Annotated in this window: 22 protein-coding genes; 15 read left to right on the top strand and 7 right to left on the bottom strand. The window is 59.0% G+C overall.

The features are described from left to right. Window positions 1-42 precede the first annotated feature (42 nt). A complete protein-coding gene (locus AC4ANE_RS25460; protein ID WP_002555625.1) occupies window positions 43-837 on the top strand; it encodes a thiazole synthase in 795 nt (264 codons plus the stop codon). Between the two features lie 97 nt (window positions 838-934). Beyond that, window positions 935-1,582 carry a tRNA (guanosine(46)-N7)-methyltransferase TrmB gene (trmB, locus tag AC4ANE_RS25455; RefSeq protein WP_215907216.1) on the top strand — a complete coding sequence of 216 codons (648 nt, stop codon included), beginning with the start codon at window positions 935-937 and terminating at the stop codon, window positions 1,580-1,582. A 52-nt stretch (window positions 1,583-1,634) separates the two neighbouring features. On the opposite strand, the gene AC4ANE_RS25450 is transcribed toward trmB, so the two are convergent. Together AC4ANE_RS25450 and AC4ANE_RS25445 are read right to left on the bottom strand one after the other, a co-directional pair. After that, window positions 1,635-2,693 (bottom strand): HAD family hydrolase, encoded by a 1,059-nt coding sequence (locus tag AC4ANE_RS25450; RefSeq protein ID WP_002555623.1) that lies wholly within the window; start codon window positions 2,691-2,693, stop codon window positions 1,635-1,637. Between the two features lie 190 nt (window positions 2,694-2,883). Continuing rightward, a complete protein-coding gene (locus AC4ANE_RS25445) occupies window positions 2,884-3,396 on the bottom strand; it encodes a dihydrofolate reductase (RefSeq protein ID WP_002555622.1) in 513 nt (170 codons plus the stop codon). A 109-nt stretch (window positions 3,397-3,505) separates the two neighbouring features. Between AC4ANE_RS25445 and AC4ANE_RS25440 the strand changes: the two genes are divergently transcribed. The 10 genes from AC4ANE_RS25440 (at window position 3,506) to AC4ANE_RS25395 (ending at window position 14,634) form a co-directional block, all read left to right on the top strand. Then, a complete protein-coding gene (locus AC4ANE_RS25440) occupies window positions 3,506-4,885 on the top strand; it encodes a DUF2868 domain-containing protein (protein WP_460408590.1) in 1,380 nt (459 codons plus the stop codon). Further along, the gene (locus AC4ANE_RS25435) at window positions 4,878-6,266 is read left to right on the top strand and encodes a GTPase/DUF3482 domain-containing protein (RefSeq protein WP_031595049.1); all 1,389 of its coding nucleotides are present in this window, start codon (window positions 4,878-4,880) and stop codon (window positions 6,264-6,266) included. Before AC4ANE_RS25440 ends, AC4ANE_RS25435 begins: the two co-directional genes overlap by 8 nt. Window positions 6,267-6,699: 433 nt before the next feature. Beyond that, the gene (gene betI, locus AC4ANE_RS25430; RefSeq protein WP_002555619.1) at window positions 6,700-7,293 is read left to right on the top strand and encodes a transcriptional regulator BetI; all 594 of its coding nucleotides are present in this window, start codon (window positions 6,700-6,702) and stop codon (window positions 7,291-7,293) included. Window positions 7,294-7,395: 102 nt separating this feature from the next. Next, window positions 7,396-8,868: a betaine-aldehyde dehydrogenase gene (gene betB, locus AC4ANE_RS25425; protein ID WP_002555618.1), complete on the top strand. Its 1,473-nt coding sequence runs from the start codon at window positions 7,396-7,398 to the stop codon at window positions 8,866-8,868. A gap of 140 nt (window positions 8,869-9,008) precedes the next feature. Further along, window positions 9,009-10,715 (top strand): choline dehydrogenase, encoded by a 1,707-nt coding sequence (gene betA / locus AC4ANE_RS25420; RefSeq protein ID WP_002555617.1) that lies wholly within the window; start codon window positions 9,009-9,011, stop codon window positions 10,713-10,715. A 287-nt stretch (window positions 10,716-11,002) separates the two neighbouring features. Beyond that, window positions 11,003-11,521 carry an RNA polymerase sigma factor gene (locus tag AC4ANE_RS25415; RefSeq protein WP_002555616.1) on the top strand — a complete coding sequence of 173 codons (519 nt, stop codon included), beginning with the start codon at window positions 11,003-11,005 and terminating at the stop codon, window positions 11,519-11,521. Beyond that, complete coding sequence (locus AC4ANE_RS25410) at window positions 11,518-12,501, top strand: FecR domain-containing protein (protein WP_002555615.1); 984 nt, start codon at window positions 11,518-11,520, stop codon at window positions 12,499-12,501. Before AC4ANE_RS25415 ends, AC4ANE_RS25410 begins: the two co-directional genes overlap by 4 nt. A gap of 121 nt (window positions 12,502-12,622) precedes the next feature. Continuing rightward, entirely contained in the window at window positions 12,623-13,756 is a 1,134-nt protein-coding gene (locus AC4ANE_RS25405) for a PepSY-associated TM helix domain-containing protein (protein WP_002555614.1), read from the top strand. After that, entirely contained in the window at window positions 13,753-13,935 is a 183-nt protein-coding gene (locus AC4ANE_RS25400) for a hypothetical protein (RefSeq protein WP_002555613.1), read from the top strand. The genes AC4ANE_RS25405 and AC4ANE_RS25400 overlap by 4 nt, the downstream gene beginning before the upstream one ends. A gap of 69 nt (window positions 13,936-14,004) precedes the next feature. After that, the gene (locus AC4ANE_RS25395) at window positions 14,005-14,634 is read left to right on the top strand and encodes a glutathione S-transferase family protein (protein ID WP_002555612.1); all 630 of its coding nucleotides are present in this window, start codon (window positions 14,005-14,007) and stop codon (window positions 14,632-14,634) included. A 261-nt stretch (window positions 14,635-14,895) separates the two neighbouring features. On the opposite strand, the gene rloA2 is transcribed toward AC4ANE_RS25395, so the two are convergent. After that, complete coding sequence (gene rloA2 / locus AC4ANE_RS25390) at window positions 14,896-15,399, bottom strand: retropepsin-like aspartic peptidase RloA2 (protein ID WP_002555611.1); 504 nt, start codon at window positions 15,397-15,399, stop codon at window positions 14,896-14,898. Between the two features lie 193 nt (window positions 15,400-15,592). Between rloA2 and yihG the strand changes: the two genes are divergently transcribed. Next, complete coding sequence (yihG, locus tag AC4ANE_RS25385; RefSeq protein ID WP_002555610.1) at window positions 15,593-16,492, top strand: 1-acylglycerol-3-phosphate O-acyltransferase, YihG family; 900 nt, start codon at window positions 15,593-15,595, stop codon at window positions 16,490-16,492. On the opposite strand, the gene AC4ANE_RS25380 is transcribed toward yihG, so the two are convergent. Further along, window positions 16,472-17,035 carry a DUF2780 domain-containing protein gene (locus tag AC4ANE_RS25380; RefSeq protein WP_005735044.1) on the bottom strand — a complete coding sequence of 188 codons (564 nt, stop codon included), beginning with the start codon at window positions 17,033-17,035 and terminating at the stop codon, window positions 16,472-16,474. The genes yihG and AC4ANE_RS25380 overlap by 21 nt on opposite strands. A gap of 230 nt (window positions 17,036-17,265) precedes the next feature. On the opposite strand from AC4ANE_RS25380, the gene AC4ANE_RS25375 reads away from it, so the two are divergent. Both AC4ANE_RS25375 and AC4ANE_RS25370 read left to right on the top strand, forming a co-directional pair. Beyond that, window positions 17,266-18,312: an RHS repeat-associated core domain-containing protein gene (locus AC4ANE_RS25375; protein ID WP_162837002.1), complete on the top strand. Its 1,047-nt coding sequence runs from the start codon at window positions 17,266-17,268 to the stop codon at window positions 18,310-18,312. A 238-nt stretch (window positions 18,313-18,550) separates the two neighbouring features. Further along, entirely contained in the window at window positions 18,551-19,558 is a 1,008-nt protein-coding gene (locus AC4ANE_RS25370; protein ID WP_460408588.1) for an RHS repeat-associated core domain-containing protein, read from the top strand. A gap of 66 nt (window positions 19,559-19,624) precedes the next feature. Here the strand turns inward: AC4ANE_RS25370 and fdhA are convergent, their stop codons facing one another. The 3 genes from fdhA to AC4ANE_RS25355 all read right to left on the bottom strand — a co-directional run bounded on the left by fdhA (window position 19,625) and on the right by AC4ANE_RS25355 (window position 22,614). After that, entirely contained in the window at window positions 19,625-20,824 is a 1,200-nt protein-coding gene (gene fdhA / locus AC4ANE_RS25365) for a formaldehyde dehydrogenase, glutathione-independent (RefSeq protein WP_002555607.1), read from the bottom strand. A gap of 49 nt (window positions 20,825-20,873) precedes the next feature. After that, a complete protein-coding gene (gene purU / locus AC4ANE_RS25360; protein ID WP_004655932.1) occupies window positions 20,874-21,731 on the bottom strand; it encodes a formyltetrahydrofolate deformylase in 858 nt (285 codons plus the stop codon). A gap of 250 nt (window positions 21,732-21,981) precedes the next feature. After that, the gene (locus AC4ANE_RS25355) at window positions 21,982-22,614 is read right to left on the bottom strand and encodes a sarcosine oxidase subunit gamma (protein WP_002555605.1); all 633 of its coding nucleotides are present in this window, start codon (window positions 22,612-22,614) and stop codon (window positions 21,982-21,984) included. Window positions 22,615-22,643: the final 29 nt, after the last annotated feature.

Raw genomic sequence — 22,643 nt, 5'->3', positions numbered from 1 at the left:
GCACTTAGCCCAACCCCCATCTGCACGTTATGAGGATTTCCGATGAGCAATGTTCGCAGCGACAAGCCCTTCGTCCTGGCCGGTCGGACTTTCGAGTCGCGTCTGCTGGTAGGCACCGGCAAGTACATCGATATGGAACAGACCCGTCTGGCCATTGAAGCCTCGGGTGCCGAGATCGTGACTGTTGCCGTGCGTCGCACCAACCTCGGCCAGAACCCCGGCGAGCCGAACCTGCTGGATGTGCTGCCACCTGATCGCTACACCATCTTGCCGAACACCGCTGGCTGCTTCGATGCAACCGAGGCCGTGCGCACCTGCCGCCTGTCCCGCGAACTACTCGACGGCCGCAATCTGGTCAAGCTCGAAGTGCTGGCCGACCAGAAAACCCTGTTTCCGAACGTCATCGAAACCCTCAAGGCCGCCGAGATACTGGTCAAGGACGGTTTCGACGTGATGGTCTACACCAGCGATGACCCGATCATCGCCCGCCAGCTGGCCGAAATCGGCTGCATCGCGATCATGCCGCTGGCCGGCCTGATCGGCAGCGGTCTGGGTATCTGCAACCCCTACAACCTGCAGATCATCCTTGAAGAAGCCAAAGTGCCGGTGCTGGTCGATGCCGGTGTCGGCACTGCCTCCGACGCCACCATCGCGATGGAACTGGGCTGTGAAGCCGTATTGATGAACTCGGCCATCGCCCATGCGCAGCAGCCGGTGATGATGGCCGAAGCCATGAAGCACGCTGTAATTGCCGGTCGTCTGGCGTACCTCGCCGGGCGCATGCCTCGAAAACTCTATGCCAGCGCATCTTCGCCGCTGGATGGCCTGATCAAGTAAGAGCCCGTTGATGACTGATTCGCACGTTCCGCACCCAGAGTCGCCTGCTGTCGAAGAAGGCGAAGAGCGCCCGCACCGCCGCATCAAGAGTTTCGTGATGCGTGCCGGTCGCATGACCGAGGGTCAGCAGCGCGGCCTTGATCAAGGTCTCCCCCTGTATGGCCTGTCGCTGACCGATGCACCGGTGGATTTCGATCAGGTGTTCGGTCGCGCTGCGCCGCGCACGCTGGAAATCGGTTTCGGCATGGGCCACTCGTTGCTGGAAATGGCGGCAGCGGCTCCCGAGCACGATTTTATAGGTGTCGAGGTGCACTCCCCAGGCGTAGGCGCGCTGCTCAACGGTGTGCTGACCCAAGGGCTGACCAATGTGCGCGTCTACGATTGCGACGCCATTGAAGTGCTGAACCGCTGCGTCGCCGATAACAGCCTTGATCGCCTGATGCTGTTCTTCCCGGATCCGTGGCACAAGAGCCGTCACCACAAGCGCCGTATCGTGCAGCCGGAATTCGCCGCACTGGTGCGTAGCAAGCTCAAGGTTGGCGGTGTGTTTCACATGGCCACCGATTGGGGGCCTTACGCGGAATACATGCTGGAAGTGATGAGCGTAGCGCCTGGTTATCGCAATCAGGCTGAAGACAACCAGTACGTTCCGCGCCCCGCGGAACGGCCGATCACCAAGTTCGAACGCCGTGGCGAGAAGCTCGGACACGGCGTATGGGATCTGAAGTTCGAGAAAGTCGACTGAGCGTGCTGATCGTGCCCGGTTACATGGGCACGATCACGCAGTATGAAGCCCGTTACTGAATCTCGTCCGGCTTGACGATCACCCAGTTCTTGTCCGCCGTGACCGGCAGCTTCTCCTTGGCCTGAGCTTCGGCATTGTCCTTGATCATGCCGTTCAGCTGGGTCATGTACTTGTCCTTGCGGTTGATCCACAAGTGCACGCCGCCCTTGCTCACGTCGACGCTGTGAAACAGCATGTAGCCGTCGCTGGTCGGGGTATCGCCGCCGACCAGAACCGGTTTTTTCCACTGATCGATGTAGGTCAGAATCGCCGCCTGCTTGCCGGCCATCCAGGTCGCCGGGGTCCACAGATAAGGTGTCAGCTCCAGTCCCATGTTGCTTTTCGCATCGTATTTGCCTGCGGTGATCTGCTTGCGTGCGGTAGTCAGCTCACCGGTCTTGCGGTCTTTGAGCAGGGTGGTGACGCCTATCACGTTCTGCGGTTTGACGTTGTAGCCGTACTTCGGATCGGCGGCGACCATGCGCACCAGCTCTTCGGACGCTGCGGTCATCACGTAGACCTCGATGCCGTTCTCCATCAGCTTGTTGTACAGCTCGGTCTGCCCGGTGAATACGCGCGGCGGCTCGACATTGAGTTGCTTGACCGTATCGCCGTCGTAATAGGTCGCCGGGATCGGCTTTTTCAGGGCCATCAGCTCATCGACATAGCCTTTGAGCTCCTGCAGGGTAAAGCCGGAAAACACCTGCACGACCCACGGGTAGCAGACCATGTCGTCTATTTCGCAAAGGCGATAGTAGTAACTGAACAGGCTTTCCTTGTGGTCGGCGGTGTCTTTGAAGGGGATCAGCTTCAGCGAAGGGTCGAGCGTTTCGCGGGTAATCAGTCCTTTGTTTTCCATGTACGGCAGCAGCGACTCTTCAAGGTCGAAGCGGTAGCTGGTGTTGTCCATGTCGAAGACCGCATAGTTGCCCTTGTTGGCATTGGCGGCAATCATCGCGTCGAGTGCCTTGGCGGCAGGCTCGGGCCAATGCTTCAATTCGGTGGCCGCGGTAGCCTGGCTGGCAAGCCCGAAAAAGACGGCAGCAGCCAACAGTTTTGGCACGAGTTTCATAGGCGATTTCCCCTTGTCGAAAAAACGAAGGGGCAGACCGTAACAAATTATTGTGAAGGCAAAAGTACGTCAGCGACCCGAAAAAGGCCAAAAGACGCCGTTTGCCCCTTTATTTGCGACAGTTAAACCAAAAGCGACACTTTTATTGCAGTTTTTCGTCAGCGACCTCAAATGCGCCGAAAAACGCTTATCAGACGCGCTCCCAGACTTCGAAGTTGTAGGCAGGCTTGCCGTCGACAGCCGCGTTCTCGGTATCGGACACCAGCGCCCACTGCGCCGTATCGAATTCAGGAAACCACGCGTCGCCATCAGGGCTCAGCGCTACGCGAGTCAGGTACAAGCGATCCGCCTGTGCAAGGCCCTGAGCATAAAGCTGCGCGCCGCCGATCAGCATCACCTCGTCGACACCCTGTTCCTGCGCCCATTGCTCGGCGCGCACGACTGCGGCATCCAGCGAAGGGAAGACTTCCGCGCCCTCGAGCTGCAAATCAGTCTGGCGGCTGACCACCAGGTTCAGGCGACCGGGCAGGGGACGGCCCAGCGAATCCCAGGTCTTGCGACCCATGATGATCGGCTTGCCGAGCGTCGTGGCCTTGAAGTATTTGAAATCCCCCGGCAAATGCCAGGGCATGGAATTGTCGACGCCGATCACTCGGTTTTCACCAAGGGCGGCAATCAGGCTAAGGGGGAGATGAGTTTTCATGCGCCGAGGATATCAGAGGTCGCAGGGCAGGCGAATGAACTGACACGCACCGTGCTCAGTCCCATGACAGCGGTTATGCTCACCGCTGAATTCAATCAAGAGACACTGTGTGACTGCACTGACCCCACTCGATACCCTCTGGCTGACCGAAGCCGTGCGCCTGCGTGAACAACAGGCTGGCGCGCTGGATGATCAGGAAGCCAATCGCCGCGCCCGGGCGGCCGGAGGCGACCTGACTGCCCGTATCACCCATCGCGCCCTTGGGCTGGCACAGCGCGACGGCATGCTCGGCGCATTGCATCACTGGAAGCAGGGCGCGCGGTTGGCGTTGATTGCGCTTGCCGTATTCGCTGTCATCAGTGGCGCGGGCCTGGCCTTCGCCGCAATGGGCGACGGGCAGGCACCGGTCAATGTGTTCTGGGCGCTGGGCAGTCTGCTTGGGTTTAATCTGGTGCTGCTGGCTACCTGGGCGCTGGGCTTTATCTTCGCTGGCCGCAGCAACAGCGGGCTGGGCCGCTTATGGCTGTGGTTGAGTGAAAAGCTTGCCCGTGACGCCCAGGCTGCGCAATTTGCTCCGGCATTGGTTCTGCTGCTGCAACGCAAGCGTCTGAATCGCTGGGTGCTTGGCCTGGTGGTTCACAGCCTGTGGCTGCTCTCGCTGGTCAGTGCGCTGGTGGTGCTGTTGATGCTGATGGCGACCCGGCGCTACGGGTTTGTCTGGGAAACCACCATTTTGAGCAGCGACACGTTTGTCAGCCTGACTCAGACACTCAGTACCGTCCCGGCCTGGCTGGGCTTCAGTGTGCCGGACGAAGCCATGATTCGCGCCAGCGGCAATGCAGCGCTGAGTATCGAGAATGCACGCCAGGCCTGGGCTGCGTGGCTGGTGGGCGTGCTGCTGGTCTACGGCATTGTGCCGCGTCTGTTGCTGGCAGCGTTCTGCCTGTGGCGCTGGAAGCAGGGGAGTGCGGGGCTGCGTCTCGATCTTGAGCTGCCCGAGTACCTTGAGCTGCGTGAACGATTGATGCCCAGCAGCGAGCGATTGGGTGTCAATGACGTCGAACCTGCCGCGCTGCATCAGATTCAGCCCGGCGTGGGTGCGTCCGACAGTAATGGCGCGTTGCTGGTGGCCATCGAGCTGGATGATCAACAAGTCTGGCCGCCAGAACTGCCGTCAGGCGTGGTCGATGCAGGCATTCTCGACAGCCGTGAGTCGCGCCACAAGCTGCTTGAACAACTGACTCACTATCCGCCTGCGCGCATGGTGGTCGCCTGTGATCCGCGCCGCTCACCGGATCGTGGCAGTCTGGCACTGATTGCCGAACTGGCGCGCAGCGCGGGGGCGACACGTGTATGGCTGTTGCCCGCGCCTGCCGGGCAGGTGCTCGATCTGGAGCGTCTGGGCGACTGGCACAGCGCGCTGGATCAATTGCAGTTGCCGCGCACAGACAGCGCGCCCTTGAACTGGCTGGAGACGGGCCATGACTGAAGCAGACAATGTCCGCGCCATCAAGCTGGCGGTGGTTGGCCACACCAATGTCGGCAAAACGTCGCTGCTGCGTACCCTGACCGGCGATGTCAGCTTTGGCGAAGTGTCTCACCGGCCAAGCACCACCCGCCATGTGGAAGGTGCGCGCCTATCCGTGGACGGTCAGGCGCTGGTCGATCTGTACGACACGCCCGGCCTGGAGGACGCCATTGCGCTGCTCGATTACCTGGAGCGGCTTGATCGTCCTGGTGAACGTCTGGATGGCCCGGCACGGCTGGCGCGCTTTCTGGAGGGCAGCGAGGCACGCCAGCGTTTTGAGCAAGAGGCCAAGGTCATGCGCCAGTTGCTCGGCTCGGACGCCGGGCTGTATGTGATCGATGCACGCGAACCGGTGCTCGCCAAGTACCGTGATGAGCTGGCGGTGCTGGCCAGTTGTGGCAAGCCGTTGCTGCCGGTGCTGAATTTCGTCAGTGCGCGCGAGCACCGCGAGCCGGAATGGCGAGAGTCACTTTCACGCCTGGGGCTGCATGCATTGGTGCGCTTCGACAGCGTCGCACCGCCGGAAGATGGCGGTCGTCGTCTGTACGAAAGCCTGGCGCTGCTGCTGGAAAGCGCGCGGCCTCGGCTTGAGCGTTTGATTGAGGATCAGGAGAAACAACGTCGAGCCAGAAAACACAGCGCGGCGCGGCTCATCGCCGAACTGTTGATTGACTGTGCAGCGTGTCGGCGTAGCGTCGAGACCACTGCCGAGCAGGAACATCAGGCTGTGGAAGCGTTGCGCAAGGCTGTTCGCCAGCGTGAGCAGCAATGTGTCGAGGCGCTGCTCAAGCTGTATGCGTTTCGCAAGGATGATGTGTCTACCAGCGATTTGCCGTTGATGGATGGCCGTTGGGGCGATGACCTGTTCAATCCGGAAACCCTCAGGTTGATGGGCGTGCGGGTTGGCGGCGGCGTGGCAGCCGGTGCGGCGGCCGGGGCAGGGGTCGATCTGATGGTCGGCGGCGTAACGCTTGGCGCGGCGGCTTTGGTTGGTGCGATTGCAGGCGGTGCCCTGTTGACGGCGCGCAGCTACGGCGGACGATTGCTGGGCAAGTTGAAGGGCCGCAGGGAATTGACGGTGGACGATGCAGTGCTGCGCCTTCTCGCACTGCGACAGGGGCACTTGTTGCTGGCATTGGGAGTGAGAGGCCACGCGGCCATTCACCGCATGGAATTGACCACCCCGCAGGACAAAACCTGGCGCAAAGGCAAAATCCCCGAGCCGCTCACCCGTGCCCGCGCCCACCCGCAATGGTCAACACTCAACTCGCACGCCAAACCGAATCAGGCTGAGCGGCAGGAAGCGATTGATGAGCTGGCGGATGTGGTTTTGCAGGATTGACTATTCCAGCGCTGAAGACCGGACGCAAAGCGTCCAGAACGGCATGCGACGCGGAGCGTCGCACGATAGTTGAGGTGATCGTTCCTCACGCTCCACCGTAGGAATGCCGTTGCGTCACAGGTCTGTGCAGCGCCACGGCCCCAAGACTGGACGCGGAGCGTCGTACGATAGTTGAGGATGAAGCTGAGCACGATAGTTGAGATATCGTTCCTCACGCTCCAGCGTGGGAATGCCGTGGGTGACGCTCCGCGTCACAAATCTGCGCCTTGACGCATCCTCCAGAACCCTCGCATTCAGGCGCTTTTCAGCTTGCCGTTTGCCGGCGAAAACCTGCCGATTATTTTTATTGATTGATCGTTCAATAAAAAATCTTTAGACTGGCCTCACCGTTTTGGTACAACGATCATTGCAGACACCCGGGAGAATCGCGCCAATGCCCAAGGTCGGAATGCAACCCATCCGCCGCCAACAACTGATCCAGGCCACGCTTACTGCGGTCGATCAGGTCGGTATGGGCGACGCCAGCATTGCTCTGATCGCACGACTGGCGGGCGTGTCCAACGGCATCATCAGTCACTATTTTCAGGACAAGAACGGCCTGATCGCCGCCACGATGCGGCATCTGATGAACGCCTTGATCCAGAACGTCCGCGAACGTCGGCAGGCGCTGACCGAAGACAGCCCAAGGGCTCATCTGCAAGTGATCATCGAAGGTAACTTCGACGCCAGTCAGGTCAGCGGCCCGGCCATGAAAACCTGGCTGGCCTTCTGGGCGACCAGCATGCATCACCCTTCGCTGCACCGATTGCAGCGTATCAACGACCACCGTTTGTATTCGAACCTGTGCTGTCAGTTCCGCCGTACCTTGCCACTGGAACAGGCACGCAGCGCCGCCCGCGGGCTTGCTGCCCTCATAGATGGGCTGTGGCTGAGAGGCGCGCTGTCAGGCGATGCATTCGACACCGAGCAAGCGCAACGGATCGCTTACGAGTACATGGATTTCCAATTGGCGAAATCGGCGAGCTGAGGCTTTCGAAGCCCCTTACCGAACGACTGTAAAAGCCTGTTGCCGAACGAACCTGGCACACTGAAATCAGTCATCGCCCCCCACTGAATTTGCGAGGACTTTATGGCCCGTTTTGAACTGCAGAAACTTTACATCGATGGCGGTTACGTCGATGCCAGCAACACTGAAACCTTCGATGCCATCAACCCGGCGAACGGCGAAGTACTGGCGCAGATCCAGCGCGCCGGCAAGGAAGACGTCGAGCGCGCAGTCGTTGCTGCTGAAAAAGGCCAGAAGATCTGGGCGGCCATGACCGCCGTCGAGCGTTCGCGCATCCTGCGCCGTGCTGTCGACATCCTGCGTGAGCGCAACGATGAGCTGGCCGCGCTGGAAACGCTGGACACCGGTAAAGCCATTTCCGAAACCCGCTACGTGGATATCGTGACCGGCGCTGACGTACTGGAATACTACGCAGGCCTGGTGCCTGCAATCGAAGGCGAACAGATCCCGCTGCGTGATTCCTCTTTCGTTTACACCCGCCGAGAGCCGCTGGGTGTGGTTGCAGGCATCGGTGCGTGGAACTACCCGATCCAGATCGCCCTGTGGAAATCCGCACCGGCGCTGGCTGCGGGCAACGCGATGATCTTCAAACCAAGTGAAGTCACCTCGCTGACCACTCTGAAACTGGCAGAAATCTACACCGAAGCTGGCGTGCCAAATGGCGTGTTCAATGTGCTGACCGGTAGCGGTCGCGAAGTCGGCACCTGGATCACCGAGCACCCGCGCATCGAGAAAGTCTCGTTCACCGGCGGCACCGACACCGGCAAGAAAGTCATGGCCAGCGCCTCGAGCTCGTCGCTCAAGGAAGTGACCATGGAGCTGGGCGGCAAATCACCGCTGATCGTGTTTGACGACGCTGATCTGGACCGTGCTGCCGACATCGCAATGATGGCCAACTTCTATAGCTCCGGCCAGGTCTGCACCAACGGCACGCGTGTGTTTGTACCGAACGCGTTGAAAGCCGAGTTCGAAGCGAAAATCCTCGAGCGTGTGAAGCGTATTCGCGCCGGTAACCCGGAAGACGAAAACATCAACTTCGGCCCGCTGGTCAGCTTCGAGCATATGGAAAGCGTGCTGGGCTACATCGCCAAGGGCAAAGAGCAGGGCGCACGCCTGTTGTGCGGCGGTGATCGTCTGGCCGGTGGTGTGTTCGACAAGGGCGCTTTTGTTGCGCCAACCGTGTTCACCGACTGCACCGACGACATGACCATCGTGCGTGAAGAAATCTTCGGCCCGGTAATGAGCATCCTCGGCTACGACACCGAAGAAGAAGTGGTGCGCCGCGCCAACGACACCGACTTCGGTCTGGCCGCAGGCATCGTGACTCGCGACCTGAATCGCGCACACCGCGTGATTCATCTGTTGGAAGCCGGTATCTGCTGGATCAACGCCTGGGGCGAGTCGGCGGCACAAATGCCGGTCGGCGGTTACAAGCAATCGGGTGTTGGTCGTGAGAACGGCATCAGCTCGCTGGCGCAGTACACGCGGATCAAGTCGGTACAGATCGAGCTGGGCGACTACGCCTCGGTTTTCTAAACACGCTTCAAGTGGCACGCGGCAAATCTCAAGCAGACGCAATCAAAAGCGGTTTGCCGCACCCCATTTTCACAAGTATCGCCTCGCTGCTTCTGCTTGCAGCCAAGGCTTGAGACTTGCAGCTCTATGAGGGAGCCTCTATGACGACTCAATCCGAATACGACTACATCATCATTGGTGCCGGCTCTGCCGGTAACACCCTGGCAGCCCGTCTCACCGAAGACGCAGGCGTCACTGTTCTGCTGCTGGAAGCCGGTGGCCCGGACTACCGTCTGGATTTCCGTACCCAGATGCCAGCCGCACTGGCATTCCCGCTACAGGGACGCCGCTATAACTGGGCCTACGAGACCGAGCCAGAGCCACACATGAACAACCGCCGCATGGAATGCGGTCGTGGTAAAGGCCTGGGCGGCTCGTCGCTCATCAACGGCATGTGCTACATCCGCGGCAACGCGATGGACTATGACGGCTGGGCCAAGGAGCCGGGTCTCGAAGACTGGAGCTACCTCGATTGCCTGCCGTACTTCCGCAAGGCCGAAACCCGCGACATCGGCCCGAATGACTACCACGGTGGTGAAGGTCCGGTCAGCGTGACCACGCCCAAGGCGGGCAACAATCCGCTGTTCCACGCGATGGTCGAGGCGGGCGTGCAAGCCGGTTTCCCGCGCACTGACGACCTCAACGGTTATCAGCAGGAAGGTTTCGGTCCGATGGACCGCACCGTGACGCCTAACGGTCGTCGCGCCAGTACCGCCCGTGGTTATTTGGACGAGGCCAAGAAGCGCTCGACCCTGACCATCGTCACTCACGCGCTCACCGATAGCATTCTGTTCGAAGGCAAGCGTGCCGTCGGCGTGGCGTACCTGGTAGGTGACAGCGACACCCGCATCCAGGCCCGTGCCCGCAAGGAAGTGCTGCTGTGTGGCGGCGCGATCGCTTCGCCACAGATTCTCCAGCGTTCCGGCGTCGGCCCGGCCGAAGTGCTGAACAAGCTGGATATTCCGGTGGTTCATGACCTGCCGGGCGTTGGCCAGAACCTTCAGGATCACCTGGAGATGTACCTGCAGTACGCCTGCACCCAGCCGGTGTCGCTGTACCCTTCGCTGAAGTGGTGGAACCAGCCTGCCATCGGTGCAGAGTGGATGTTCCTCGGCACCGGTATCGGTGCGAGCAACCAGTTTGAAGCCGGTGGTTTCATTCGCTCCAGCGAAGCGTTCGAATGGCCGAACATTCAGTACCACTTCCTGCCGGTCGCGATTAACTACAACGGCACCAAGGGCGTTCAGGAACACGGCTTCCAGGCTCACGTCGGCTCCATGCGTTCGCCGAGCCGTGGTCGTGTGCAGGTCAAATCCAAAGACCCGCGCGAGTACCCGAGCATCCTGTTCAACTACATGTCCAGCGAGCAGGACTGGCAGGAGTTCCGTGATGGCATCCGCCTGACGCGCGAGATCATGCAGCAACCGGCTCTGGACCCGTACCGTGGCCGCGAAATCAGCCCCGGTATCGATGTGCAGTCTGATGAAGCGCTGGATCAGTTCGTGCGCGAGCATGCTGAAACGGCTTATCACCCGTCCTGCTCGTGCAAGATGGGCACCGACGAGATGGCCGTTGTCGACGGTCAGGGCCGTGTGCATGGCCTGCAAGGCCTGCGCGTAGTCGATGCCTCGATCATGCCGATCATCACCACGGGCAACCTGAATGCACCGACAATCATGATCGCCGAGAAAATCGCCGACAAGATCCGCGGTCGTCAGCCCCTGCCACGCAGCACCGCCGACTACTTCGTTGCAGGCGACAAACCTGCACGTGGCAAGCCGCTGCGCGAAATCAGCCACCAGGCCTGATCTGACAACGGGCGTCCTCCCTGGACGCCTTTCGTTGTGCATGCTCCAGCGTGAATGCATTTCACACTGGAGCATCGGCACGATAGTTACAAGATTCTCGTTCCTCACGCTCCAGCGTGAGACTGCATTTCCCCGACGCTCCGCTTCGCAATTTGCGCTGAGCATGGGTACGAGCGCCAACTCGATTCAGACCCTCCTCCCGACAGACGCGAATTGCCACCATCCCTCCGCTCTGCCACAATCGCGAATGATTCTCTTTAGTTAGATCTTTCTCATCGAGGCTATTCGTGTCGTCAGTCCCAAGCACTCATAGCGAGATTGTTGGCGCGCTGTATCGCGATCATCGTGGTTGGCTGCTGGCCTGGCTCAGACGCAATGTCGCCTGTCCACAGCGTGCTCAGGATTTGAGTCAGGACACGTTCGTGCGTTTGCTCGGGCGACAGGAATTGCTGACGCCCAGAGAGCCGCGAGCGTTCCTGGCGGCCGTTGCCAAGGGACTGATGTTCGACTACTTCCGCCGCGCTGCGCTGGAGCAGGCTTATCTCGGGGAGTTGATGCAGGTTCCTGAGGCCGAGCAGCCTTCGCCGGAAGAGCAGATGCTGATTCTGGAAGACCTCAAAGCGATCGACCGTATGCTGGGCAGTCTCTCCAGCAAAGCACGGGCAGCCTTTCTGTACAGTCGCCTCGACGGGCTGAGCCACGGCGAAATTGCCGAGCGGCTGGGCGTCTCGGTTTCGCGCGTCAGGCAATACCTGGCTCAAGCCATGCGTCAGTGCTATGTGGCGCTCTACGGTGAGCCGACATGAACACCAGGCCGGTATCCGCTCATGTTCTGGACGCCGCGATCCAGTGGCAATTGAACATGGATGGCAGCAGCGGCAATGACGCTGAGCTTGCTCGCTGGCTGGCCGCCGACGAAGAGCATGCCAGGGCCTGGAGCCAGTTGGGCATGGTCAATCAGCGTTTTGCCTTGCCAGCAGGTCCGGCGCGCAAGGCATTGCAGCAATCGCCTGGTGCCCAGCGGCATAGCTTGCGCAAGCTTGGCGGCGGTCTGGTCGGCGTGTTCATGGCGTTGGGGCTGGCATTGTTCGTCGGCGACCGCTACCTGCCGATAGATTACTGGCTTGCCGATCAGCGCACCGCCACCGGTGAACAGCGTGACGTGCGTCTGGCGGACAACACCCTGATTCGCCTTAACACCCACAGCGCGATTGATGTGCGCTTCGATGCGCAGCAACGTCGGGTGATTCTGCAGGACGGCGAAATAATGGTGCAGACCGGCAATCATGACGATCCGCGTCCCTTCATCGTCGAAACTGCGGATGGCAAAATGCGCGCCCTGGGTACGCGCTTTCTGGTCCGTCGCGAGCCAGACGGAACACTGCTCAGCGTGCTGCAATCAGCGGTTGCCGCCAATGCGCGCAATGCGTCCGGTGAACAGGTTCTGCGCGAGGGCCAGCAGGTTCTCCTCACGCGCAATGGCCTTGGCCCGTTGCTCAGCATGCCTTCCGGCGTCGACGCCTGGACGCGCGGCATGTTGGTGGTGGACAACGCCCGGCTGGCGGACATGCTTGCTGAACTGGGTCGTTACCGTACAGGCCATCTGGGTGTCGACTCGACCGTGGCTGATCTGCGTATTACCGGCACATTCCCGCTGGCCGACACTGACCTGGCGCTCAAGGCGTTGTTGCCGACCTTACCCGTGCAGATCGAACAACACACCGCGTGGTGGGTCACTGTGCTGGCCAGGGATGAGCAGGCCAGCAGCAATCCGGCAAAACTCTGAAACATACCTCTTCATGCCTGCACCGGATCGCCCTGACACTTTTCCGGTTTCGAGCGGCTTAGTCTTACAAGTCATTTCGGGGACGCGCTCGGTTTTGCGTCCCTTCGCCTGTGGATAAACCATGAAAAGCCAAACCGTGCGCCGCTGGTCCATCGTGCATACCTGGAGCAGCCTGATTTGCACCCTGTTTTTGTTGATGCTCGCGGTTACAGGACTGCCGTTGATCTTCCATCATGAAATCGATCACCTGCTGGGCGACGCCCCGCAGTACCAGGAGATGCCTGCCGACACGCCGCATCTGAACCTGGAGCAACTGGCCAGGGCCGCCGAAGCACATCGCCCCGGCGAGGTGATGCAGTATTTCGGCTGGGATGACGAAGACCCCAATGGCGTGATGGCCATCACCGCGGCAACCGCAGATACCGAGCCCAACTCATCGCACACCTTCGCCCTTGATGCACGCACCGGTGAAGCGCTGGAAATGCCTTCTGCCAACGGCGGCTTCATGATGGTCATGCTGCGCCTGCACGTAGACATGTACGCCAACCTGCCCGGCAAATTGCTGCTGGCGTTCATGGGTTTGCTGTTTGTGGTGGCGATTGTTTCCGGGACCGTGTTGTATGCGCCGTTCATGCGCAAGCTGGAGTTCGGCCAGGTGCGGGTCAATAAATCCAGGCGTACGCGTTGGCTGGACCTGCACAACCTGATCGGCGTAGTGACATTGACCTGGGCGCTGGTGGTGGGCGTGACGGGGGTGATCAGTGCCTGTGCCGATCTGCTGATTGCCTCCTGGCGCAATGATGCGCTGGCCACCATGATCGCCCCTTACAAAGACGCGCCGCCATTGACCCAGCGCGCCCCGGCGACTCGATTGCTGGAAATTGCCGAATCCGCTGCGCCCGGTATGCAGGCCGATTTCATCGCTTTCCCCGGCACGCGCTTCTCCAGCGAGCATCATTACGCGGTGTTCCTCAAAGGCAACACGCACTTGACTGCGCACCTCGCCACACCGGTGCTGATCGACGCGCAGACCCTGCAAGTTACCGCCGTGGTCGAACGTCCCTGGTATATGGACGCACTGGGCATGTCGCAACCTCTGCATTTCGGTGATTACGGCGGCATGCCGATGAAGATTCTCTGGGCAGTGCTGGACGTGCTGACCATCATCGTACTCGGCAGCGGCGTCTATCTGTGGTGGGTGAGGCGTCGTGCCGCGCGCTCGGTGAGCGTGGTTCGGGCTCAGGTGGCGCAATGAGTTCCAGGCCATCGCGATTCTGGAGGACCTTTGCGATACCCGCCGTGATAGCGCTGCTTATCGGCGTCGGCTTGTTCGCCGCGCTGCTGGGTGATGGCTGGTGGGATACGCTGGCGTGGCTGGGCATGGGGACGGCTGCCCTGTTGAGCATCAAGGGCTTGCTGGTGCGGCGCGGCTGATTGAAACGCTGATTGCAGACGCGTCACAGGCTGACTAGTCTAGGATCCTGTCTCATTCGAGGAATACCCATGTCAGCGCCCACGATGACGTTGTACTTCAACGCGGCTTCACCCTTCGCCCGCAAGGTGATGGTGATGCTGCATGAAACCGCTCAGCTCGATCGCGTCGAGTTGCAGACCACAGTGCTGACGCCGGTCAGCCCGTCTGCCGAGCTCAATGAAGACAACCCGGCCGGCAAACTTCCCGCGCTAAGGCTGGCTGACGGCAACGTCATTCACGACAGCCGGGTGATTCTTGATTATCTCGACCACCAGCACGTGGGCCTGCCACTGATCCCCCGGGAAGGCTCGGCACGCTGGAGGCGCCTGACCCTGGCTTCGCTGGCCGATGCGGTGTTGGATGCAGCGGTAATGATCCGCTACGAAACTGCCTTGCGTCCGAAGGAAAAACACCGGAACCAGTGGCTGGACAACCAGCAGCAGAAGATTGAGCGCTCGCTGCATTACTTCGAAAGCGACGCGGTCACCGAGCTCAGCACGTCCTTCGATGTCGCATCGATCAGCGTCGCCGCTGCACTTGGATATCTGGATTTCCGCCAGCCGGATCTGAACTGGCGCAGCACTTATCCGCGACTGGCCGCCTGGTATCTGGACGTCAGTCAACGCCCGTCGATGATCGCGACCCTGCCGCCAGTTTGAGTCAATCTGCGCCGCGCCGCATAGTCAAGATTGGACTCGGAGCGTCCTGAACGGCATACCCACGCGGAGCATGGGCACGATGGTGTTCTCGCGTGCGGCTATCGTTCCTCACGCTCCAGCGTGGGAATGCCGTGGGTGACGCTCTGCGTCACAAATCTGTGCCGCGCCACGCCCTCAAGACCGGACGCGGAGAGTCCAGAACGACATGCGACGCGGAGCGTCGCACGATAGTCAGGAAGAAGCATGAGCACGATAGACGCCTCAGCAGTCAGGCTGGTCAGCGGTATAGCGGCGTGCCGGATTAACCGCAGCGTCAAACTCGCGCAGGGCCTTGGCACCGATCAGTAGCGGGAAGTTGAAATGGCTGCGGTCGACCAGGTTGACTTCGACCGTACGCTTCTTGTTTCCCAGGCACAGTTCCAGGTCTACAACAGGACGCTTGGCAGGGTTGATACCTTCGTCGTCTTCGTCATCACCTTCTGCACGCCCTTTGATCTTGCTGATCCGCGACACCTTGTGCTCATACACCTTGTTGTCGGCGCCCTTGGTTGCCAGACGGAATCGCACCCAGTCATCGCCATCACGCTGGAACAGCTCGATGTCCTTGGCCGACAGCGATGCAGTGAGTGCGCCGGTGTCCATCTTGGCCTTGAAGGTCTGGTCCACGTCCAGAACCTTGATGTTCTCGTAGCGGCCATACAACGTCGGTTCAGCGGCCATGACCGGCAGGGCCAGCAAAGACAATAGCGCCAGGATCGGTTTCACGTGAGAGGTTCCTCGCAATAGTCAGCGCCTGATTGGCGCCCGTTTTTAGACAGCGAACCTGCAGTAGGTTCGTCAGGATGAATATGACGTCAGCATAAAGGCCGAGACGTGAAACATTTGTAAGCACCTGTGTAATTGGCGTAAAACGCGTGGGTCTTTATTATTGCCGCCCCTGAACCTTCAAGAGTCCGTCATGCGCCGTCTGCTCACCGGCTGTTTTGTTGCTTTGTTGTTACTGATCAATACGCTGGTATTGATAGGTCCGTTATTGGTTTTTGCCTTGCTCAAGCTGCTGTTCAGAGGCCGAATGCGTGATCGCTGTTCAGTCGCCGTTATGTGGATTGCCGAAACCTGGGCCGAGATCGACAAGGTCATCTTCGCAACCTGTGTACCGACGCAATGGGATATTCGTGGCGATGAGGGCTTGCGCGGTGATACTTTGTATCTGGTCATCAGCAATCATCAGTCGTGGGTGGATATTCCCGCGCTGGTCCAGGCACTCAACCGGCGCACGCCCTTCTTCAAGTTTTTCCTGAAAAAAGAACTGATCTGGGTGCCTCTGCTGGGCCTGGCGTGGTGGGGGCTGGATTACCCGTTCATGAAGCGCTATAGCAAGGCGTTTCTGGCGAAGCACCCGGAACTGAAGGGCAAGGATCTGGAAATCACCAAGGCCGCCTGCGAGCTGTTCAAGCGTCAGCCAGTGACCATCGTCAACTATCTGGAAGGCACGCGCTTTACTCCGGGCAAACATGCGACTCAAGCATCGCCCTATACCCATCTGCTCAAGCCCAAGGCCGGTGGCGTCGCATTCGTGCTGGCTGCCATGGGCGAGCAACTGGACGCCATTCTGGATGTCACCGTGGTCTATCCGGGTTCAGGCATCCCGGGGTTCTGGGACATGCTGTGCGGGCGGGTGCCCAAGGTGATTGTCGACATCAAAACCCGCGAAATGGACCCGGCACTGTGGCAGGGCGATTACGAGAACGATCCGGTATTTCGCGAGAAAATCCAGAGCTGGGTCAACCAGCTCTGGGTGGAGAAAGATGCGCGTATTGCGGCGTTGCGGCTTGAATCAGCTGCCTGTACCCCATAACCCACTCAGGCTCTGCAACGCCGAACCGCTGGCACCTTGCTGCCCGAGGTACTGCAGAATCAGCGGGGCAAACTGGCTGACCATCGTGCTGTCCATGCCCAGTGCCTTGAAGGCGTTATTCACATCACCCATGCTCTGCACGTTGCCCAGTGCGCTGTTGAGCATCGAGTTATCGCCGGACTTGCCACCGAGCAGGCTGCCCAGTGCGTTTGCGCCTCCCAGGCTGTCCAGTGCGGAGGTGCCGGACATCTGCTCCAGACCGGGAACCGATTTGGCCAACTGCGAATAATCGGTGCTGGTCAGCTTGTTCTTCGCCAGCCCGAGCAATGCGCCTGTTCCGCCAACGGCTTGTTCAGGGGTGACATTGAGCTGGGTGCCAAGGGTATTAAGCAGTCCTGCGACTTCAGGGGCCGCTGTGGCTTTCTGATTGCCACTCGTGGCATTGGAAACCGCATTTGCGGCGTCATTCAGATTGAAGGCAAACACCGGGCTTGCAGCCAGTGCCATCAACGTTACCAAAGCCATACCGCGTGCAGTTTTCATTGCGTCACCCTTATCAAACCTGAACCGCCCATGAGTGGGCGGTAAAGCAGACGGTTTGACTGTGAGCAACAGAGGCTTGTTCCCAACGCGCTGAAGACAGGCAGTTATTTCATTTGCCTGAATCGGCTCTGGCAGACGAGGTGGGGTCCCTAGCATTTCTGCTAGCTGTGCAGCACGAGATCACACGCCCAGAATTACGGTTCTATCATCGATTGCCGCAGGTGATGTTCATGTCTTCTGCCAGCCCTGTAGTGCTCTGCACTTACCATTACGACGCAACGGATCGCTTGGCCGACTGCTCGCCTGCGGGGCAGGGGAGCGCCCGGTTCTTTTATCAGCAGAATCGCTTAGCGACGCAAATTCAGGGGCAGATACAGCACACGCTTCTGCGTACGGACGAGCATTTGCTGGCTCACCTGAGTGTAGAAAACAACCAGAACGATTGTCTGTTACTGGCGACGGACCAACAGCAGTCCGTGATCGCGGCACAGGGTTTGGCGTTTGCTTATACGCCTTACGGCCATCGTTACCCTTCAGGCCCCGCAAGCCTGCCGGGCTTTACCGGCCAGCGGCTTGACCCGATTACAGGGCATTATTTGCTGGGCAATGGGTACAGGGCTTTTAATCCGGTGTTGATGAGGTTCAATAGTCCGGACAGTTTGAGCCCGTTTGGCGAGGGCGGGTTGAATGCGTATGCGTATTGTGAGGAGGACCCGGTTAATCGGGTTGATCCGGGCGGACATTTGCCAACGTTTTTAGTGAATATTTTGAAAAGAGCAAGCAGTGTGAAAAAGCGCTTACTTGGTCGAAAAGTTAGCCAGGATTCTCTATCTTCCCCGTTGCTTTATCCTGTCGAAAGTTTCGGGTCCACACAGGTACCTACTTCAACTAACTCGGTGAGCTCGCATATGTCTGCATCTGGTATTATCGATGGGTCACAATTTGTAGCCCCACCACCCCGTCCTCCCAAGAAAGGACTGCCGAGCAATGTACCTCCGCCCATCCCTCCAAAGAAAGCGCCGCCCAGCAATGCCCCACCATCCGTTCCTGCTCGAAAAAGTTACCTGAGGATAGAAGGTGAAGATGTAGATATTCATGAAGCTAAAAGACGGCTTGATGAACTGGTCCTGACAAATGAATCATATATTGGTAAAGGTGATGTTGTACCGTATGTTGTAAGGAATAATCTTGACTATTATAGACGTGCGGTTAAGCGTCTTAGAGGTGGCAGTGGCACTATCGAGAAGCGGGCGGGCGCGTCAAATCGATTCCGATAATGGCCAACCACCCAGTTGGTTAAAGGGGTAGGCGGAGCGCCTTTTAACCATGACGCTGATAATAAGTTTTGTTGCGTTTAAGTCACGCCCATCAATGAGTGAAGAGCGCTTCGGTCTGTGCGCCGGCATGACTGTGTTCAGCGCCTTTCGGCCTGGCACCTAGTAGTTCTGCTAGCTGGGCGCAAGCAGATAGTCAGCCCAGACTTGCTGCCATGGGTGACTTCAAAGGAGTGAAGCCATGGCTTCGTCTGGGCAATCCGTGCTCTGTGTTTATCGCTACGATCCATTGGATCGCCTGGCCGATTGTTCGGCCGCGGGGCAGGGCAGCACTCGCCTTTTTTATCAGAAGACACTCTTGGCTACGCAGATTCAGGGGCAGGTCCAGCACACGCTTATGCGCACGGATGAGCATTTGCTGGCGTGCCTGAGTGCAGAAAATAATCAGCGCGACGGCGCGTTGTTGGCGACGGATCAACAGCAGTCAGTGATTGTCGCTCAGGGGTTGGAGTTTGCCTACACGCCTTACGGACATCGTCATCCTTCAGGCCCCGCAAGCCTGCCGGGCTTTACCGGCCAGCGAGTTGACCCGGTGACGGGGCACTATTTGCTGGGGAATGGGTATCGGGCGTTTAACCCGGTGTTGATGAGGTTCAACAGCCCGGACAGTCTGAGCCCGTTTGGTGAGGGTGGGGTGAATGCGTATGGGTATTGTGGGGGGGATCCGGTTAATTGGGTTGACTTGACAGGGAGTACACCAACCTTGATGAAGGGACTTTTAAGAGCTTTTAAAATAATGAAGCCTTCCCGGCGTTTGTCTACGGATGGCGTTATTGGTAGTTCTGTGTTGCGCGGTTCTGACGGGATGAACTTAAGTGCGAGTGCGCCACAGTTAAGTCGCTCTGCAGCGGTGCGACAAGTCGAGTCAGTGAGTGTGTCTGCAAAAAAATTGAATAAACAAGCAGGTCTTGACTATAGAAAATCTGCAAAAGAGTTTAAGGCCAACGATAAGCTTTATAGTCAGTATGTTGAAAGGGCTACACAGCTGAAAAGAGAGGCAAACACGGCGTTAAGTTTGTATGATGAGGATGGTCTCCCTTATGAGTATGATCTGGTTCAACAATACAAGAAATCGCAGAAAAACCTCGCTAACCCTATTCAGAATCTATCGACGCCACCCTCTTACAAATTAGCGCTTAAAATTTCTAATGCTGAAGAAGAGTTAAGATTAATACGCCAGCAGATGTGAGAGAGCATTCCCCGCTCTTGAATCTGCTGACGTAATTAGTCAATAAACCCATTTGCTATTAGATGCCTACACAGCACCAAACAACCGATGCGGATCAATCACAAACTTCTTCGGCACGCCCGCATCAAACTCCCCATAACCCCGCGGAGCCTCATCCAGACTGATCACCTCGACACCCACTATGTCGGCGATCTTGATGCGGTCCCACATGATTGCCTGCATCAGCTGGCGGTTGTATTTCATGACCGGGGTCTGGCCGGTGTGGAAGCTGTGGGATTTGGCCCAGCCCAGGCCGAAGCGAATGCTCAGGCTGCCCATTTTTGCGGCAGCGTCTACGGCACCTGGGTCTTCGGTGACGTACAGGCCGGGGATGCCGATCTTGCCTGCGACGCGCACTACGCCCATCAACGAGTTGAGAACGGTGGCGGGTGCTTCGGCCTGTGCTCCGGCGTGACCGTGGCCGCGAGCTTCGAAGCCTACGGCGTCGATGGCGCAATCCACTTCAGGCTCGCCGAGCAGGGCAGCGATCTGTTCGTGCAGTGGCGTGTCCAGGGACAGGTCAGCAATTTCGAAGCCTTGGGCCTTGGCGTGGACCAGGCGTTTCGGGTTGACGTCGCCGACGATTACCACCGCCGCGCCCAACAAGCGTGCTGACGCCGCCGCAGCCAGGCCGACCGGGCCAGCGCCTGCTACGTAAACCGTGCTGCCAGGGCCAACCCCGGCAGTCACTGCACCGTGGTAGCCGGTGGGCAGGATGTCGGACAAGCAGGTCAGGTCGCGGATTTTCTCCATCGCCGCGTCGCGGTCTGGCAGTTTGAGCAGGTTGAAGTCAGCGTAAGGCACCAGGACGTATTCAGCCTGACCGCCGACCCAGTCGCCCATGTCGACGTAGCCGTATGCACCGCCGGGGCGGGCCGGGTTGACCGTCAGGCAGACGCCAGTGTTCTGTTCCTTGCAACTGCGGCAGCGACCGCACGCCACGTTGAACGGCACAGAAACCAGATCACCGACTTTCAGATGTTCCACGTCTCGCCCGGCTTCCAGCACCTCGCCGGTGATTTCATGACCCAGGACCAACCCGGTTTGCGCCGTCGTGCGACCACGCACCATGTGTTGGTCCGAGCCGCAGATATTGGTGGAGACTACGCGCAGAATCACGCCGTGTTCGATGCGCTTGCCGCGTGGGTCTTCCATTTTCGGGAAAGGAATTGATTGCACTTCGACCTTGCCAGCGCCGAGATACACTACACCGCGATTACCAGACATACATGTCACCTCGCTTTTATTGTGGTGGAGCAGAGAGAAGCCGTTGCAGCTATAAAACCACCGTCCTGTTGGCGTTGAGAAACACCCGCCGTTCGATGTGATAACCGACCGCACGGGCCAGTGTCAGTCCTTCGATGTCCCGACCCTTGGCGATCAGGTCTTCGGGATAGTGGCTGTGATCGACCACTTCCACGCCCTGGGCAATGATCGGACCTTCGTCCAGATCGTTGTTGATGTAATGCGCCGTGGCTCCGACCAGTTTTACCCCCTTGTTGTAAGCCTGATGGTAGGGCTTGGCACCTTTGAAACCGGGCAGCAACGAGTGGTGGATATTGATCGCCTTACCGTCCAGCTTGCGACACAGGTCCGGAGACAGGACCTGCATGTAGCGGGCAAGAATCACCAGTTCTGCACCAGACTCTTCAATGACCTGCCAGACTTTGGCTTCCTGCGCAGGCTTGTCGTTCGGGTCCAGAGGGAAATGGTAGTACGGAATACCGTGCCAGCCAGCCAATGGCTCAAGATCCGGGTGATTGGACACCACCGCGACCACGTCCATGGACAGTTGATTGATACGCTGGCGATAGAGCAGATCGTTCAGACAGTGATCGGCTTTTGAAACCATGATCACCACTTTTGGCCGGTAGTTGGGTGCTGTGAGTTCGAAGATCATGCCGAAGGCTTCGCCTCGTTCGCTCAGCCCGGCCCGGAAAGCCTGTTCGTCGAAAGCCTGGGGCTGACGAAATTCCACGCGTATGAAGAAACGCCCTGACAGGCGATCATCGAAGGAGTGGTGCTCAGTGACGTAGCAGCCCTGCTCGAACAGGAAGCGGGTCACCGCATCTACCGTGCCCAGTACACTGGGGCAGTCGGCGGTCAAAATCCACGTATCGGGCGCGCGGCTCATTGAATCAAAGCTCCTGAATGTTCGTTATCCACAGATCCGGCTGACTCTTGTGCCAATGCTCCGCGTTATACACAAATCTTGTGGGAGCGTACCGGGCGACGCTTCGCTTGTTCGCGAAGGGGGCGGTACATTCACCGGAAATGTATCGTCTGGACTACCGTCTTCGCGGACAAGTCCGCTCCCACAGGCCTCTCCCTCTGGAGTCTTCATTGAGACCGGCGCTGCGGTTTCAGCCCCGGTTCCCGGCTCTTCACGCCTGAATGCTCAGCCCGTACTCTGCGCTCGCATCCTGCAACCACAGCCACCAGTAATCCGAGAAGCTGCGGCGGACCAGCAGTTCCCAGGTTTCTTCACCGGTCCGGCGGATCACCAGTTGCGACTTGGCGAACACCGTGCCGACGGCCTTGCCCACCGGGAAGTTGTCCGGGTGCACGTCGTAGCTGGTGGATTTCATCAATACCTGGCGCACTTTCGGACCGGTCAGTTCGAGGATCGACTGGCCGCCACTGACATTGACGATGGAGATATGCAGCCCGGTCAGCGCCTCGCGCAGCTTTTGCTCTGCCGCGAACTCTTCGCCGCTCGGCACGATCAGCAGCCATTCATCCGGGCCAAGCCATTGCAGCGAGCTTTCGCCACTAATGACCAGCATCAGTGCGGCGGGCAGCTCCATGCCCAGCGCCTTGTGTACGCCTGCGGCGAAGGCCTGGTCGTGGGCATTGCCACGAATCGTCAGATGGCCCAGCAGCTTTTTCTCGCGCAGGAACACGCCGGGGCTGGCGCGTCCCTTGCCGATCAGGCTGTCGAGGTTTGCGTGGAACAGCGGCGACTCGGCTTTGACATCGGTGGTCGGGCGCTGCTGGTAAACGTTCGCTGTGGTCATGAATCACCTGCCTTGAATTCTGTGTGCTG

The organism is Pseudomonas sp. Pme6b (assembly GCF_058129925.1).
The sequence above is the reverse complement of the archived record's forward strand: the minus strand, read 5'-3'. Positions and strand labels throughout refer to the sequence as shown.

Coding starts and splice junctions, on each gene's coding strand:
- purU (WP_004655932.1), bottom strand. CDS start 21,731: ATGAGCCGCGCGCCCGATACGTGGATTTTGACCGCCGACTGCCCCAGT.
- AC4ANE_RS25400 (WP_002555613.1), top strand. CDS start 13,753: ATGAGTTCCAGGCCATCGCGATTCTGGAGGACCTTTGCGATACCCGCC.
- AC4ANE_RS25460 (WP_002555625.1), top strand. CDS start 43: ATGAGCAATGTTCGCAGCGACAAGCCCTTCGTCCTGGCCGGTCGGACT.
- AC4ANE_RS25380 (WP_005735044.1), bottom strand. CDS start 17,035: ATGAAAACTGCACGCGGTATGGCTTTGGTAACGTTGATGGCACTGGCT.
- fdhA (WP_002555607.1), bottom strand. CDS start 20,824: ATGTCTGGTAATCGCGGTGTAGTGTATCTCGGCGCTGGCAAGGTCGAA.
- AC4ANE_RS25450 (WP_002555623.1), bottom strand. CDS start 2,693: ATGAAACTCGTGCCAAAACTGTTGGCTGCTGCCGTCTTTTTCGGGCTT.
- AC4ANE_RS25370 (WP_460408588.1), top strand. CDS start 18,551: ATGGCTTCGTCTGGGCAATCCGTGCTCTGTGTTTATCGCTACGATCCA.
- AC4ANE_RS25435 (WP_031595049.1), top strand. CDS start 4,878: ATGACTGAAGCAGACAATGTCCGCGCCATCAAGCTGGCGGTGGTTGGC.
- betB (WP_002555618.1), top strand. CDS start 7,396: ATGGCCCGTTTTGAACTGCAGAAACTTTACATCGATGGCGGTTACGTC.
- AC4ANE_RS25395 (WP_002555612.1), top strand. CDS start 14,005: ATGTCAGCGCCCACGATGACGTTGTACTTCAACGCGGCTTCACCCTTC.
- betI (WP_002555619.1), top strand. CDS start 6,700: ATGCCCAAGGTCGGAATGCAACCCATCCGCCGCCAACAACTGATCCAG.
- AC4ANE_RS25405 (WP_002555614.1), top strand. CDS start 12,623: ATGAAAAGCCAAACCGTGCGCCGCTGGTCCATCGTGCATACCTGGAGC.
- AC4ANE_RS25410 (WP_002555615.1), top strand. CDS start 11,518: ATGAACACCAGGCCGGTATCCGCTCATGTTCTGGACGCCGCGATCCAG.
- trmB (WP_215907216.1), top strand. CDS start 935: ATGCGTGCCGGTCGCATGACCGAGGGTCAGCAGCGCGGCCTTGATCAA.
- AC4ANE_RS25375 (WP_162837002.1), top strand. CDS start 17,266: ATGTCTTCTGCCAGCCCTGTAGTGCTCTGCACTTACCATTACGACGCA.
- yihG (WP_002555610.1), top strand. CDS start 15,593: ATGCGCCGTCTGCTCACCGGCTGTTTTGTTGCTTTGTTGTTACTGATC.
- betA (WP_002555617.1), top strand. CDS start 9,009: ATGACGACTCAATCCGAATACGACTACATCATCATTGGTGCCGGCTCT.
- AC4ANE_RS25355 (WP_002555605.1), bottom strand. CDS start 22,614: ATGACCACAGCGAACGTTTACCAGCAGCGCCCGACCACCGATGTCAAA.
- AC4ANE_RS25445 (WP_002555622.1), bottom strand. CDS start 3,396: ATGAAAACTCATCTCCCCCTTAGCCTGATTGCCGCCCTTGGTGAAAAC.